This window comes from Ancylobacter sp. (genome assembly GCF_965229075.1).
GTDB lineage: Bacteria > Pseudomonadota > Alphaproteobacteria > Rhizobiales > Xanthobacteraceae > Ancylobacter.
Window position 1 is genome coordinate 363,593 of record NZ_CBDDIO010000001.1, and the last position, 14,379, is coordinate 377,971.

12 protein-coding genes and 1 tRNA gene are annotated in these 14,379 nt (G+C 69.0%); 4 read left to right on the forward strand and 9 right to left on the reverse strand.

Translation table 11 applies throughout. The features are described from left to right. Positions 1-43 precede the first annotated feature (43 nt). The 6 genes from ACO07Z_RS01970 to ACO07Z_RS01995 all read right to left on the reverse strand — a co-directional run bounded on the left by ACO07Z_RS01970 (position 44) and on the right by ACO07Z_RS01995 (position 7,538). The gene (locus ACO07Z_RS01970) at positions 44-649 is read right to left on the reverse strand and encodes a L,D-transpeptidase (RefSeq protein WP_421697170.1); all 606 of its coding nucleotides are present in this window, start codon (positions 647-649) and stop codon (positions 44-46) included. Positions 650-817: 168 nt separating this feature from the next. Beyond that, on the reverse strand, positions 818-2,698 hold the full coding sequence (locus ACO07Z_RS01975) for an acyltransferase family protein (RefSeq protein WP_421697171.1): 1,881 nt from the start codon (positions 2,696-2,698) through the stop codon (positions 818-820). Positions 2,699-2,869: 171 nt separating this feature from the next. Continuing rightward, positions 2,870-4,792 carry an acyltransferase family protein gene (locus tag ACO07Z_RS01980; protein ID WP_421697172.1) on the reverse strand — a complete coding sequence of 641 codons (1,923 nt, stop codon included), beginning with the start codon at positions 4,790-4,792 and terminating at the stop codon, positions 2,870-2,872. Between the two features lie 1,067 nt (positions 4,793-5,859). Then, on the reverse strand, positions 5,860-6,627 hold the full coding sequence (locus tag ACO07Z_RS01985; protein WP_421697173.1) for an SOS response-associated peptidase: 768 nt from the start codon (positions 6,625-6,627) through the stop codon (positions 5,860-5,862). A gap of 68 nt (positions 6,628-6,695) precedes the next feature. Continuing rightward, positions 6,696-6,770: transfer RNA gene (locus ACO07Z_RS01990), tRNA-Val, on the reverse strand. A gap of 84 nt (positions 6,771-6,854) precedes the next feature. Then, positions 6,855-7,538 carry an HAD-IA family hydrolase gene (locus ACO07Z_RS01995; protein WP_421697174.1) on the reverse strand — a complete coding sequence of 228 codons (684 nt, stop codon included), beginning with the start codon at positions 7,536-7,538 and terminating at the stop codon, positions 6,855-6,857. A 177-nt stretch (positions 7,539-7,715) separates the two neighbouring features. Here ACO07Z_RS01995 and ACO07Z_RS02000 point away from each other — a divergent pair, with 177 nt between their 5' ends. From ACO07Z_RS02000 to ACO07Z_RS02010, 3 genes are all read left to right on the forward strand, one after another. Then, entirely contained in the window at positions 7,716-8,186 is a 471-nt protein-coding gene (locus ACO07Z_RS02000; protein WP_421697175.1) for a hypothetical protein, read from the forward strand. 103 nt (positions 8,187-8,289) lie between these two features. Next, a complete protein-coding gene (rpiA, locus tag ACO07Z_RS02005; protein WP_421697176.1) occupies positions 8,290-8,991 on the forward strand; it encodes a ribose-5-phosphate isomerase RpiA in 702 nt (233 codons plus the stop codon). A gap of 21 nt (positions 8,992-9,012) precedes the next feature. Next, complete coding sequence (locus tag ACO07Z_RS02010) at positions 9,013-9,606, forward strand: DUF2059 domain-containing protein (RefSeq protein WP_421697177.1); 594 nt, start codon at positions 9,013-9,015, stop codon at positions 9,604-9,606. Between the two features lie 72 nt (positions 9,607-9,678). Here the strand turns inward: ACO07Z_RS02010 and ACO07Z_RS02015 are convergent, their stop codons facing one another. From ACO07Z_RS02015 to ACO07Z_RS02025, 3 genes are all read right to left on the reverse strand, one after another. Further along, on the reverse strand, positions 9,679-11,190 hold the full coding sequence (locus ACO07Z_RS02015) for a tripartite tricarboxylate transporter permease (protein WP_421697178.1): 1,512 nt from the start codon (positions 11,188-11,190) through the stop codon (positions 9,679-9,681). 10 nt (positions 11,191-11,200) lie between these two features. Next, entirely contained in the window at positions 11,201-11,686 is a 486-nt protein-coding gene (locus tag ACO07Z_RS02020; protein WP_421697179.1) for a tripartite tricarboxylate transporter TctB family protein, read from the reverse strand. A gap of 87 nt (positions 11,687-11,773) precedes the next feature. After that, the gene (locus ACO07Z_RS02025) at positions 11,774-12,739 is read right to left on the reverse strand and encodes a Bug family tripartite tricarboxylate transporter substrate binding protein (protein WP_421697180.1); all 966 of its coding nucleotides are present in this window, start codon (positions 12,737-12,739) and stop codon (positions 11,774-11,776) included. A 215-nt stretch (positions 12,740-12,954) separates the two neighbouring features. Between ACO07Z_RS02025 and gor the strand changes: the two genes are divergently transcribed. After that, on the forward strand, positions 12,955-14,361 hold the full coding sequence (gene gor / locus ACO07Z_RS02030; RefSeq protein ID WP_421697181.1) for a glutathione-disulfide reductase: 1,407 nt from the start codon (positions 12,955-12,957) through the stop codon (positions 14,359-14,361). Positions 14,362-14,379: the final 18 nt, after the last annotated feature.

Here is a 14,379-nt window from a genome sequence, read left to right on the forward strand (position 1 = left end):
GTGCGCGGGCGACCTTCCGGCCGCCCGGCGAGAGGCGCGTCGCTCAGTTGAGCACGACCACCGTGGTGCCGACCCTCACCCGATCATAGAGATCGGTCACGTCGTCATTGGTCATGCGGAAGCAGCCGGACGACACCGCCTGGCCGATCGTCTCCGGCTCGTTGGAGCCGTGGATGCGGTAGAGCGTCGAGCCGAGATACATGGCGCGGGCGCCGAGCGGGTTGTCGATGCCGCCGGGCATGTAGCGCGGCAGGTCGGGGCGGCGCTGCAGCATCTGCGGCGGCGGGGTCCAGCCCGGCCATTCGGCCTTGCGGGTAATGGTCTTGATGCCGCCCCAGCGGAAGCCGTCGCGGCCGACGCCGATGCCGTATTTCAGCGCCGTGCCATTGTCCTGCACCAGATAGAGCCGGCGCTCGCCCGTGTTCACCACGATGGTGCCCGGCTTGTAGGGGCCGTTATAGGCCACGGTCTGGCGCCGGATCGAGGACGTGCCCTTCACCGGGCCGTTGCCGAAATTCGACGGGCGCGGGAAGAAGCTGAAAAAGGAAGGTGTGCTCGCGCTCTGCGCCATGGCGGGCGCGCTGCCCGCGATGAGCGCGGCGCCCAGCACCAGGGCGGCCATTGTCTTCAGTCGCATCGTAAGCCTCATCTCATGCCCCGTTCGTCGGCCCGCCGCGGAGGGGGACCTCCGCCCGGCCGGCATTCGGGACGCCGGCGGCCGCCGGTGCAGTATGCGGCGAAAATCCGGCGGGCGCCTTGGCCTAAGGCGCAATCCCGCCGCATTTGCGCAAGCCTATGGCGCGAAAGCCACAGCGGGCTATTTCGCCGGGCTGCCGAAGATGAGTTCGCTCACCGGCCGGCCGAAGAAGCGCGCGCCGGCCATGGTGAAATGCGAGCTGTCATGCTGCAGCGGTTCGCCCTCCACCATCAGCGGGCAGTCGGCGCTGCCGCAGGCGGCATCGAACACCGAGATATAGGTGACGCCCGGCATGGCGGCGAAATGCGCGGCCAGGGCCTTGTCGGATGTGCGGGCGCCGGGGAGGGCGTCGCTGCCGGCGTCGGTGGATCTCTCGCCCGCCTCGATGCGGCGCGCGAGCAGCTTCGGCACCGCGTCGCGGTACAGCGGCACGGGACCAACCACCACGACCCTGATGCCAAGGCGCACGAACTCCGCGATCGCCGCGTCGAGATCGGGCGTCGCCACGCTGAGGCCGCCCAGCACCAGAATGTCCGGCTTATGCTCCTCGACCCATTTGCGCGCGAACAGGTTCATGTCGCGGCAATAGGGCACGACCCGGGCAAAGCGCTCGCTCACCGGCGGGCAGGCGGCGCCGGTGATCTGGCCGACCTCATAGCCGCGCGCCTCGCCCGCCGCGATGATGGCGGTGATGAAATGGGCGATATGGCTGCTGCCCCAGACCATGACCGAGGGATGGCCGGTGGGCAGGCATTCCGGCTTCGCCTTGTAGTCGGCGAGGAAGAAGGGGGTGAAGCACACGCCCTGCCGAAAAACCGGGTCGCCGTTGTAGAAGGCATAGGCGGCGAGGCGCTGCGCCTCGGGCGAGAGCCGCTGCGGCAGGCCGCGCGTGGCGATGGCGACCTGGGCGAAGACCGCGAGCACCAGCGTGCCCGCGAGCGTGGTGCCGACGAGAACCTTCGCCGTGAACAGCCGCCGGTTGACACGCACCGGCTGTTCGACGAAGCGCCAGGACAGGAAGCCGAGCAGCAGCGACAGCGCTACGCCGCCGATGAGGAAGTGCAGCGGCGCCACCGGCCCCAGCCACTCCTTGCCCAGCGCGACGATCGGCCAGTGCACGAGATAGAGCGAATAGGAGATCTTGCCGACGAAGACCATCGGCCGGCTGCCGAGCAGGCGCGTGCCCAGCGTGGCCACGCCTTCCCCGCCCCAGATCACCAGCGCCGCGCCGACGCAGGGCGTGAGCGCGCGCAGGCCCGGGAAGGGCGAGGAGGCTTTCAGCATCAGCATCGCGCCGAGGATCATGGCGCAGCCGCCCAGCACAGCGGCGGCGCATTCCACCGGCTTCTGCGAGAAGCGCACGCCCGGCAGCGCCAGCGCCGCGCCGATGAGCATCTCGAAGGCGCGGAAGGGCAGGAGGAAATAGGCGGCGGCGGGATCGCGCGTCAGCATGAGCTGGCTGGCGGCGAGCGAGGCGACGAACAGCGCCAGCACGCCCACGACGAGGGCGCGGCGGCCGAAGCGGTTCAGCAGCAGGACCACGGCGGGAAACAGGAAATAGAACTGCTCTTCCACCGCCAGCGACCAATAATGCAGCAGCGGCATTTCCTGCGCCGCCGGGGCGAAATAGTCGGTGCGCTGGTAGAAGAAGATGTTGCCGACGGCGAACACCGACCACAGCACGGAGCGGCCGAAAATGAGCATCTGGTACGGCAGCAGGATCAGCGCGGCGGCGATGGCCGTGACCGCCGTAACCGCGAGGAAGGCCGGCGCGATGCGGCGGATGCGCCGCTCATAAAAGGCGAGCAGCGAGAAGCGGCCCTCCGCCACGTCGGCATAGATCGACTTGCAGATCAGATAGCCTGAAATGACGAAGAACACGTCGACGCCGACAAAGCCGCCCGGCAGCCATTTCGCACCGAAATGATAGAGCACGACGCCAAGGACGGCGATGGCGCGCAGGCCGTCAATATGGGCGCGGTAGCGAAGCGAGTGGTGCACGAGACATCATCGACGGCTGGGGGGAGGCGGAACGGCGCGGGCCGTGCCGCACCATTTGTGGGAGTAACGACCTAGCATCGACCTTCGCCGAAGTAACGCCCGTGCGCGGTGCCGACCGTCGATCTTGGCTTGGATGTGGCGGCCGGGCCATGGCGCTGCGTTAGGGCGGGTTCACGGCGCGGGCGGCGCGGTAGTAGGCGCGGGCGCGCCCGCCGAGATCTCGCCGAAGATCAGCGCACCGAGCCGGTCGCCGTAATAGGCGACGCCCGCGCGGGTGAAATGCGACGGGTCGAATTGCAGCGGCACGCCGTCGACCGTCATCGGGCAGTTCCCCTCCGGGCACATGCTGTTGAGGATCGACACGAAGGTGACGTTGGGATTGCCGGCGAAATGCGCGGCCATCAGCCGGTCGGCACGGCGCGTGCCCTCGGTGAGATCGTCATCGGCCATGCGGCTCGGCTCGTTGCGGTACATGCGCTCGGCGAGAATTTCCGGCGCGGGGCGCCCGAACTGCGGCACCGGGCCGAGCAGGATGACGCGGATGCCGGCGGCGTGCAGTTGCGCGAGCTGGGCGTCGAGCAGGCGGAAATGGTCCTCGGAGACCAGCGTGTCGCCGCCGATCACCAGGATGTTAGGCTTGTGCGCCAGCAGCCAGTCGAAGGCGAAGCGGTTCAGCTTGTCGCACATCGGGCTGGACGGCGCCTCGACCAGCGGCAGGCAGGCGGCGCCGGTCATCTGGCCGACGGCATAGCCATGCGCCTTGCCGATGGGTTCTAGCGCGCCGATGAACTGGGCCACATGGCTGCTGCCCCACAGCACGAGGCTCGGATGCGTCTGCGGCAGGCATTCCGGTGCCGGCGCCTCGCGTGGGCGGTTGCCGTTGATGAAGCAGGTGCCGTCGCGCACCACCTCGCGGAAGGGGTAACGCGTATAGCTGAGCACGCGCTGGATCTCCGGCGCCAGGCGGCCGGGAAAGCCGCGCGTGTCGGACGCCGCCGTGCCGAAGGCGATGAGCAGCGCCGCGCCGACCGCCGTGCCGCCGAATACCCACCGGCGGGAGAACCGCGCCCGGTTCTGCCGCACCGGCTGTTCCACGAAGCGCCAGGACAGCCAGCCGAGCAGGGTGGAGAGGGCGACCCCGCCGATGAGAAAGGCCGGCGCCGGCAGGTTCGGCAGCAGCGGGCGGGCAAAGACCACGATCGGCCAGTGGACGAGATAGAGCGAATAGGAGATGGCGCCGAAGAAGACGAGCGGCCCCACCCCCAGAAGCCGCGCCGGCAGGTTCATGGCCCGCTCGCCGCCCCAGATGGCGAGCGCCGCGCCAAGGCAGGGCACCAGCGCCAGCACGCCGGGGAAGGGCGCGCGCTCGGTGATGAGCAGCATGCCGGCGAGGATGAGGGCGAGCCCCGCCCCCATCGCCGCGCCGCCGGCCTTCGCGCTTTCGGCAAAGCGCACCCCCGGCAGGGCAAGCGCAGCGCCGATCAGCAGCTCGAAGGCGCGGAAGGGCAGCAGATAGAACGCCGCCGCCGGGTTGAACGGGCGGACGATCTCGCAGGCGATGAGCGAGACCGCGAGCAGGCCGAGCACCAGCTTCGCCCGCGCTTTCGGCGCGAAGCGGGCGATGAGCAGCAGCAGGCCGGGGAACAGGAAATAGAACTGCTCCTCCACCCCCAGCGACCAGTAATGCAGCAGCGGCGTCTCTTCCGCCGACGGCCCGAAATAATCGGTGCGCAGGTAGAAATAGACATTGCCGAAGGCCAGCACCGCCCAGATGAGCGAGCGGCCATAGGTCATCAGCGGATTGGGGAAGAAGATCAGGAAGGCGCACAGGCTGGTGACCGCCGTCACCGCGAAGAAGGCCGGCGCGATGCGCCGCATCCGGCGCTCATAGAAGCCGAGAATCGAGAAGCTGCCGGCATCCACATCGGCATAAAGCGACTTGGCGATGAGGAAGCCCGAAATGACGAAGAACACATCGACGCCGATGAAGCCGCCCGGCAGCCAGTGCGCGCCGAAATGGAACAGCACCACGCCGAGCACGGCGATGGCCCGCAAGCCGTCGATATGGGCGCGATAGCGCAGGGGGTGATGCACGGGAAGCTGATGACCTTGGAGCGGACAGAAAGGTGGCGCCGGAGCAGCCTCGTTTACGCCAAGCCGAGGCCCGCTGGCCATACGGATTGTGCGGGGCGGAGCCGGGGTGGTCGCACATCACCCACGTTGCTACGGTGCCGGGATGCTTCCGATTCTCCTGCGGAGGCCGATTGAGGATGTACCAAGCGTGGCCATGCTGAAGCCGGGGCCGGGACCCAGACTGGTCCTCACTCACATTCCCAAATCGGCGGGAACGGCGCTGCGCTATTCGCTGATTACCGCCACCCAGGCGGAGCACGTGATGGCCGGCTTCGACCGCTCCCTGTTCGGCGGCTTTCGGGGCTTCGACGCGTTCGAGCCGCAGGTGCGGGCGATCGTGGCCCTCGCGCCCGAGGAACTGCCGGCCGCACCGGATATCGTGTGCGGCCATTACGCCCCGAGCACGACCCGCGCGCGTTATCCCGGCGCGCCGCACATCACCGTTCTGCGCGAGGCGCGCGCGCGCCTGCTTTCCCATTGGACCTATTGGCGCTGCGCGTCCCCCGGCCACGCTCCGGGCTGGGGTGGATGGGAGAGCTATGTGGCCAAGGCCACCGGCACCCTCGTGGATTTCCTGACGGATCCCCTGCTCGCCGGGCCGGTCGACAATGTCGGGCTGCGCATGCTGCTCTGGCCGCATCCGCTGATTCGGGACGAAGCGTTCATCGACGAAAGCGACGACGCCGAGCTGCTCGCTCTGGCGATCAAGGTGCTCGATGGCTTCGACTTCGTCGACTACATCGAAAATCCGCTTTTCGAATCGCGGCTGGCGCAGTGGATCGGCGGCGACTTCCGTCTTCAGCGCGTGAACGAGACCATGCCGGTCCCAGCCGAGCTGTGCGCGCCGCTGGAGCGCATGTTCACGCCCGAGGCGATGACGGCGCTGGCGCAGCGTTCGCGGCTCGATGATGCGCTGTGGCGCTATGTGGTCGGCCAGCACCTGGCGCCGGCGGCCGTCGAGGCGTTGCGCGAGGCCGCCTTCGCCGCCGCCATCGCCCGCCATGCGCGGCTGATGGAGGGGCCCGCCTTTACAGAAGCGAAAGCTGCGCCGGCCCCGGCCCCGGCCCCGGCCCCGCCTCCGCCTGAGCCTGCGTCTGTGCCTGAGCCTCCGGCTTCGCCTCCGCCCCGCCCGTCGCGTCTGGCGGGTCTTCCTTGGCCGTTCCGCGCGCGACGATGACGAGAAGCGCGTCGGCGAGCGGGCGCTGCAGCGCCTTCGCCTCGCTCCAGGGCGCGCGCAGCCAAATCTCCCGCTCCTCGGCGGTGGTGAGAATCACCGGCATCGCTTTGGGGTGAATGGGGGCGACGACCCCATTCGGTTCGCAGGTGAGAAAGCCGAACAGCTCGTGCTGCCCTTCCACCGGCGCGGCCTTGGTGCCGCGCGTGCCGGTCCAGCGCGTCCACAGCCCGGCGAAGAAGGCGAGGGGGCGGCTCTTATCCCGCGCGAACCACACCACATCCTTGCGGCCGGTGGCCGGGTTCGGCACCGGCGCATATTCGGAAAAGCTGGTGAAGGGCACGAGGCAGCGATGCGCCGGCCCGCTCCACGCCCGCCAGTGCGGCGAGGCAAGGTTGCGGATGTTCGTCACCGGCGGCCCGGCGACGGAGGGCGGCGAGGGCATGCCCCAGCGCGCCAGCGCCAATTCGCGCGCGCCGTCGTCGCCGGTGCGGACGATGGGGGCGGGGTAGTCGGGGAAGATGCCGGTCTGCGGCGGCAGATTGCCGGCGAGATTGCGCAGCGTGCCGACGAGATCGGCAATGGCGTGGAGATTGGAGTGGTGGCTGTAGAGGTTGCACATGGCGGCCCCGCTGGCCGGCTCCCGGCCTGCCGTCTCCCATGGGAGCGGTGATAGGAGGGAAGCGATGATGGTGGGCGATGCAGGGATTGAACCTGCGACCCCTCCCGTGTGAAGGGAGTGCTCTCCCGCTGAGCTAATCGCCCGTTGGCCCGGTAAAGCTTCCGGGCCAGCGCCATCGCGGCGGGGTTTAGTGTGTCCACGCCCCGGGTGTCAAGCGCCGCGCGCAGCTACCCACGGGAGAGTAGCTGCTCCACCGTCTCCACCAGCCGGTCGTAATGGTCGATGAACACGTCGCCGCCCAGTTCCTCGGCCGGAATCTCGGTGTAGCCGAACGGCACGACGATGGAGGGAATGCGGGCATTCTTGGCGGTGAGCACGTCGGTCATGCTGTCGCCGACCATGATGGCGCGGGTCGGCACGCCGCCGGCGCGCTCGATGGTGCCGAGCAGATGGCCGGCATCGGGCTTGTACACCGGAAACGTGTCGGAGCCGGCGATGACGGCGAAGCGGTCGGAGAGTTCCAGCCGGTCGAGCAGCAGGCGGGACAGATATTCCAGCTTGTTGGTGCACACCGCCAGCACATGGCCGCGCGCCGACAGTTCGTCCAGCGCCGCGATCAGGCCGGGGAAGGGCGTCGACGAATCGGCGATGTGGGCGGCGTAATGGTCGAGGAAGCGCGCATAGAGCGCGTCGAATTCCGGCGGGGTGACGGTGAGGCCGGCGGCGGTGAGGCCGCGATTGACCAGCGCCTTGGCGCCGGCGCCGATCATCTTGCGGGTGTCCTCGCGCGGCAGGCGCGCGGCGCCGGCCTCGTCGAGCACGATGTCGAGCGTGTCGAGCAGGTCCGGGGCGGTGTCGACGAGCGTGCCGTCGAGGTCGAAGGCGATCACGGCAGGGGGCGTGGAGGGCATGGCGATTTTTCCGTGGAGGGTGACGGGAAAAGGGCGGCGACCCGCCGCCGCGAGACGGGCGTGCCGCTCTAGGCCTACAATCCTGCCGCTTTTGCTGTCCAGCCTTCCGCGTCCATCGGGCGCACGCGGGCGAGGCTGCGGCGGCGGTGGACGAGAAAGACGCAGGATGATCCGGCTATGAGGATGACGATGCAGAACGGGCACAGGGCAATCGCGGCGGCCGTCTTCGGGCTGGCCGTGCTGGCGGCCGGGGGCGCGCTGGCGCAGGAGGGCAAGCCGGACGGCGGGGCCGAGGCCACAGGCGCCCCCGGCGAGGGTGTCGGCTATGTCTTCGCGTCTCCCCCGGCGGCGCAGGCCAACCGGCTCTATTCCGTGAATGTGCGCACCGGCGAGGTGAATGCCTGCCAGTTCGAGCGCCCCGAGGGCAGCCTCGTCGGCGTTACCCGCTGCTTCCACCGCGATGCCAGCGCCCAGGGCACGACACCGGGGCGCTACGACATCATGTCCACCCGCTATTCCGGCGAGACCGGCATCTTCCGGGTCAATGCGACGACCGGGCAGATGAGCGTCTGCTATGTCCGCGACATGCCCAAGGACGGCGGCGGCGTCGAGCCGGCTGTGGTGTGTACGCCGCCTTCCAGCCAATGATCGCCGGGGAGGCGCGGCCGGCGGGCTTGTCGGCGCGCGCCAACGGCGCTACGCACGAGCTGACGATCGAGAAGTCCTAAAAACAGGGGCCCCGGGGACGATCATGTCCGACGCAGAGACGCTGAAGAGACAGGCCGCCGCGCAGGCGCTGGAATATGTGCGCTCGGGCATGAAGCTCGGCCTCGGCACCGGCTCGACCGCCCGGCATCTGGTCGATCTGCTGGCGCTGCGGGTGAAGGAGGGGCTGGAAGTGGTCGGCGTGCCGACCTCCGAGGCCACCCGCGCCCAGGCGGAGGAACTCGGCGTTCCCCTCGGCACGCTCGACGAGCACCCCGTGCTCGACCTGTGCATCGACGGCGCCGACGAGATCGGCCCGGACCTGACGCTGATCAAGGGCGGCGGCGGCGCCCTGCTGCGCGAGAAGATCGTCGCCTCGGCCGCCAAGCAGATGATCGTCATCGCCGACGGCTCGAAGAAGGTGGAGGTGCTCGGCACCTTCCCGCTGCCGATCGAGGTGGTGGATTTCGGCGTCGCCGCCATCCGCCGCGGCATCGACCGCGCCGCCCGCGCGGCGGGCTGTCATGGCCTGCTGACGCTGCGTCGCCGCGCCGACGGCCATGTTTTCGTCACCGATCAGGGACACCTGATCCTCGATGCCGCCTATGGCAGCATCACCAACCCGACCGCGCTTGCCGCCGAGCTCTCCAATGTGCCGGGCGTGGTCGAGCACGGCCTCTTCATCAATCTGGCGAGCCGCGTCATTCTCGCGGGCGCCGGCGGCGTGACGGTCATCGACCGCGCGTGAGCAGTTCGTCAGGAGACTTTCATGCAGCTTGATATTGCCGCACCGCGTGTCGCCCTGCGTGCCACGCCGCTGGCCGCCGCCGCGATAGGCGTCGCCCTGTTCGTCGCCGGCACCCCGGCGCTGGCGCAGGACACCGCCCCGTTCCAGCTCGCCCAGGCGGCAACCGCGCCGGCCGCGGCCGCCAAGCCGCCGCAGCCCAGCGCCGAGCAGCTTAAGCTCGCCAATGAGCTGCTGGTGGCCAATGGCGAGGCCAGCAGCTTCGATGCCGTGATCCCCAATGTGGTGGAGCAGACGGCGGCCGGCTTCGTGCAGTCCAATCCGGACCTGATTCGCGACCTGCGCGAAGTCGCCAAGCAGCTCTCGGCGCAGTATGAGAGCCGCCGCACCGAGATCGTGCAGATCCTCGCCACCATCTACGCCACCGAGTTCACCACACAGGAGCTGCGCGAGCTGCTGGCCTTCTACCGCTCGGAAGCCGGCAAGAAGCTGGTGACCAAGCGCGAGGAACTGCTCAAGGTCGGCTTCAGCAGCATCCAGGCCTGGAGCGCCCAGTTCGCCCGCGAGATGGAAGTCCGCGTGCGCGAGGAGATGAAGAAGCGCGGCTTCACCATCTGAGGCCGAAGCGCTTTCCCGAAATGAAAATGCCCGGCTCGCGCCGGGCATTTTTGTGTCTGGAGGTCGGCGCGCTCAGTCCTCGTCGCCGCCGACCGGCGCCTTGCGGCCGGTGATGACGTAGAACAGCAGCGGCCCGAACAGAGCGAGGGCGGACAGCGCATAGAGCGTCAGCGCCACCGGGCTCTGGAACAGCACCACGGGATCGCCGACGCTGATGGCGAGCGCCCGGCGCAGCTGCTGCTCGGCGAGCGGGCCGAGGATGAGCCCGACCACGACCGGTGCGATGGGGTAGTCGTAGCGCCGCAGCACATAGCCCAGCAGGCCGAAGGCCAGCAGCATGCCGAGTTCGACCAGCGAGGGGTTCGCCCCCAGCGTGCCGAGCGTGGCGAACACCAGAATGCCGCCATAGAGCCACGGGCGCGGAATGGCGAGCAGGCGCACCCACAGCCCGACCAGCGGCAGGTTCAGCACCAAGAGCATGCCATTGGCGATGAACAGGCTGGCGATGAGGCCCCAGACGAGGTCCGGGTTGGTGGCGAACAGCAGCGGGCCGGGGTTCATGCCATATTGCTGGAAGCCGGCGAGCATGATGGCCGCCGTCGCCGAGGTCGGCAGGCCGAGGGTGAGGAGGGGCACCAGCACGCCGGCCGCTGCCGCATTATTCGCCGCCTCCGGCCCGGCGACGCCCTCGATGGCGCCGTTGCCGAACTCGTCCGGCTTGCGGCACAGCCGCTTTTCCAGCGCATAGGACAGGAAGGTGGGGATTTCCGCTCCGCCCGCCGGCATGGCGCCGATGGGGAAGCCCAGAAACGTGCCGCGCAGCCAGGGCTTCCAGGAGCGTTTCCAGTCCTCCTTGTTCATGAACACCGAGCCCTTCACCGGTTCGATGACCTCGTCCGCCCGCGCGCCCGCCGCCACCACGGAGAGCGTTTCGCCGATGGCGAACAGCGCGACGGCGAGCGTCGTCACCTCGACGCCGTCGAGCAGGTCCGGCACGCTGAACGACAGCCGCGCCTGCCCGCTCTGCAGGTCGATGCCGATGAGGCCGAGGGCGAGGCCGATGAACAGGCTGGTGAGGCCGCGCGTGACCGAGGAGCCGAACGCCGCCGACACGGTGGTGAAGGCCAGCACCATCAGCGCGAAATAGTCTTCCGGGCCGAAGGAGATGGCGAGGTCGACCACGGTCGGCGCCACCAGCGCCAGCCCGATGGTGGCGATGGTGCCGGCGACGAAGGAGCCGATGGCGGCGGTGGCGAGCGCCGGCCCGCCGCGCCCGGCGCGGGCCATCTTGTTGCCTTCCAGCGCGGTGACGATGGAGGAGCTTTCTCCCGGCGTGTTCAGCAGGATGGAGGCGGTGGAGCCGCCATACATGCCGCCATAATAGATGCCGGCGAACATGATGAGCGAGCCGGCCGGGTCGAGCTTGAAGGTGATCGGCAGCAGCAGCGCGACGGTGAGCGCCGGGCCGATGCCCGGCAGCACGCCGACCGCGGTGCCGAGCATGACGCCGACGAAGGCGAACAGCAGGTTCATCGGCTGCAGGGCGACCATCAGGCCCTGGCTGAGAGCGGCGAACGTATCCATGGCGGCGCCCTCAGATCAGCCGTTCGAGGGGGCCGGCCGGCAGGGCCAGCTGCAGCCCCTTGGCGAACACCACATAGATGAGGAAGCACATCGCCGCCCCGGCGAGGAAATGGCCCCAGAGCGGGCCCTTGCCGAAGCCCTTGGCGGTGGCGGCGAACAGCCAGCCGGTGGCGAGGGCGAAGCCGGCGCCGAAGGCCAGCAGCGCGATCTGGCCGATCAGCCCGGCCAGCACCCAGGCCATGGGGCCGATCTCGTCGCGCGGGCGGTCCTGCGCGCCCTCGCGCACGGCTTCGACCGCATTGGCCAGCGCCAGCAGAGCGAGGCCAGCGGAAATGAGCGCGGGGAACACTTCCGGCCCGACGGCCGAATAGGAGTTGATCCCGGAGAGCCGCCACGCATCCCAGCCGATCACGAGGGACAGCACGGCGAGGGCGAAGGCGATGACGAAGCGGGCCTTGTCGGGGCCGTGGGTGGAGGCGGGGCGGGGATCGCTCATCGGCGAGGCTCCGGGGTGGGGCGGAACGAAAAGGCTCCCCCGCGGCATGCCGCGAGGGAGCGGGGACAGCTGCGGACGGCGCGCGCCTTACTGGGCGAGGCCGATGTCCTTCAGGATGGTCTGGGTGGCGGCGATGTCCTTGGCGAGCTGGGCGTCGAAGGCCTCACCCGAGAGATAGGTGTTGGCCCAGCCCTTCTGCGCCAGCATGTCGGTCCACGCCTTGGACTTCACCATCTTCTCGATGGTGGCGCTCAGCGCCTGCTTCTGCTCCGCCGTGATGCCCGGGGCAGCGGCGATCATGCGCCAGTTCTGGATTTCCACGTCGACGCCCGATTCCTTGAAGGTCGGCACATCGGGGGCTTCCGGCAGGCGGGCGGCGCTGGACACGCCGAGGATGCGCAGCTTGCCGGCCTTGGCCTGCGCGTCGAACTCCGACAGGCTGGAAATACCGACCGTGACCTTGCCGCCGAGGATGGAGGCGAGCGATTCGCCGCCGCCGGAGAAGGCGATGTAGTTCACCTTGCGCGGATCGACGCCGATCGCCTTGGTGAACAGCCCGGCGGTGATGTGGTCGGTGCCGCCGGCCGAGCCGCCGGCCCAGGACACTTTCTGCGGGTCCGCCTTCAGCGCCGCGACCAGATCGGCCAGCGACTTCAGCGGCGAATTCGCCGGCACCGCGATGGCCTCATACTCGCCGGTGAGGCGGGCGATGGGGGTGACCATGGACAGGTTCACCGGCGACTTGTTGGTGATGATGGCGCCGACCATGACATAGCCGCCGACGATCATCACATTCGGATCGCCCTTGCTGCCATTGACGAACTGGGCGAGGCCGATGGTGCCGCCGGCGCCGGGCACGTTCAGCACCTGGACGTTCTGAACCAGCTTGTCGGTCTGCAGCACATGCTGGATCGACCGCGCCGTCTGGTCCCAGCCGCCGCCGGGCGCGGCGGGGGCGATGATCTTCAGCTCGTTGATCTCGGCATAGGCCGCACCGAAAGGCGCGGCAGCGACGGCGGCGGCGAGCAGCGCCCCGCGAAACAGATGCTTCATGGTTTCCTCCGAGGACTGGGCGACGGCACGTTGGACGCTGGCCGACGCTTTGGACGCACTAAGGGAAGCTAAGGCCGCCGGGCCCTCGCTGTCGAGTTCCCCGCAAGTATGAGTTGCCCTCGCCCCCACGAATTCGCACGGGAGCCATGCCGATGCTTGACGGAGGCGGCGCGCGGGGCGACATGCGAGAGACAGCGCAGCGCGGGGAGCCTCACATGGACCAGTTCGACGTCGACCTTTTCGTCATCGGCGGCGGCTCCGGCGGCGTGCGCGCCGCCCGCATCGCGGCAGGCCACGGGGCCAAGGTGATGCTAGCGGAGGAATACCGGCTCGGCGGCACCTGCGTCATCCGTGGCTGCGTGCCCAAGAAGCTGTTCGTCTACGCCGCCCGCTTCGCCCATGAATTCGAGGACGCCGCCGGCTTCGGCTGGAGCGTGGAGGGCGCGCGCTTCGACTGGCCGACGCTGATCGCCAACAAGGACAAGGAAATCGCCCGGCTGGAAGGCGCCTATACCGCCAATCTCGGCCGTTCCGGCGTCGAGATCGTGCGCCAGCGGGCGAGCCTTGCCGGCCCGCACAAAGTGCGCCTCGCCGATGGAACCGAGGTGAGCGCGCGCACCATCCTCATCGCCACCGGCGGGCGGCCCAATCGCGGGCTGGATTTCCCCGGTTGTGAGCTGGGCATCTCCTCCAACGAGGTCTTCCATCTCGAACGTTTCCCCGAACGCATCGTCATTCAGGGCGCGGGCTATATCGCGCTGGAATTCGCCAGCCTGCTCGCCGGGCTCGGCGCCAAGGTCACGGTCATCCATCGCGGCGACAAGCTGCTGCGCGGCTTCGACGGCGACATTCGCGACCGCATCGTCGACGAGATGGCGCAGACCGGGGTGGAATTCGCCTTCAACGTCACCATCGAGGGCATTTATGCCGAGGGCGGCGAGAAGCGCGTGCGGCTGAATGACGGGCGCGACCTCTATGCCGACGAGGTGATGCTGGCCATCGGCCGGGTGCCGAACACGATCGGCCTCGGCCTCGACGCGGCCGAAGTGCATCTCGACGAGGCCGGCGCCATCGCGGTGGACGAGCACTCCCGCACCAACATCCCCTCCATCTACGCGGTGGGCGATGTCACCAACCGGGTGAACCTCACCCCGGTCGCCATCCGCGAGGGCCACGCCTTCGCCGACACGGTGTTCGGCCAGCGGCCCTGGCAGGTGAGCTACGACAACATCCCGACCGCCGTGTTCACCGAGCCGGAGATCGGCACGGTGGGGCTGACGGAGGACGAGGCGCGGGCGCAGGGCCGGCGGCTCGACATCTACAAGACCGATTTCCGCCCGCTCAAGGCGACGCTGTCGGGCCGCACCTCGCGCGTGTTCATGAAGATCGTCGTCGACCAGGCCGACGACCGGGTGCTCGGGCTGCACCTCATCGGCGAGGGCTCGGGCGAGATGGTGCAGATGGCGGCGATCGCGATGAATATCGGCGCCACCAAGGCCGATTTCGACCGCACCATGGCGCTGCACCCCTCCAGCGCGGAAGAACTGGTGACGCTGCGCTCCAAGCACACGAGCAGCGACCCGCTGCCTGAAGCCTCCGCCGAGGCGACACCGGCGCTTTAGATCAGAAATAGCGTTCCT

Coding starts and splice junctions, on each gene's coding strand:
- ACO07Z_RS02000 (WP_421697175.1), top strand. CDS start 7,716: ATGAGGATGACGATGCAGAACGGGCACAGGGCAATCGCGGCGGCCGTC.
- ACO07Z_RS02025 (WP_421697180.1), bottom strand. CDS start 12,739: ATGAAGCATCTGTTTCGCGGGGCGCTGCTCGCCGCCGCCGTCGCTGCC.
- ACO07Z_RS02020 (WP_421697179.1), bottom strand. CDS start 11,686: ATGAGCGATCCCCGCCCCGCCTCCACCCACGGCCCCGACAAGGCCCGC.
- ACO07Z_RS02010 (WP_421697177.1), top strand. CDS start 9,013: ATGCAGCTTGATATTGCCGCACCGCGTGTCGCCCTGCGTGCCACGCCG.
- ACO07Z_RS01970 (WP_421697170.1), bottom strand. CDS start 649: ATGAGGCTTACGATGCGACTGAAGACAATGGCCGCCCTGGTGCTGGGC.
- rpiA (WP_421697176.1), top strand. CDS start 8,290: ATGTCCGACGCAGAGACGCTGAAGAGACAGGCCGCCGCGCAGGCGCTG.
- ACO07Z_RS01985 (WP_421697173.1), bottom strand. CDS start 6,627: ATGTGCAACCTCTACAGCCACCACTCCAATCTCCACGCCATTGCCGAT.
- ACO07Z_RS02015 (WP_421697178.1), bottom strand. CDS start 11,190: ATGGATACGTTCGCCGCTCTCAGCCAGGGCCTGATGGTCGCCCTGCAG.
- ACO07Z_RS01995 (WP_421697174.1), bottom strand. CDS start 7,538: ATGCCCTCCACGCCCCCTGCCGTGATCGCCTTCGACCTCGACGGCACG.
- gor (WP_421697181.1), top strand. CDS start 12,955: ATGGACCAGTTCGACGTCGACCTTTTCGTCATCGGCGGCGGCTCCGGC.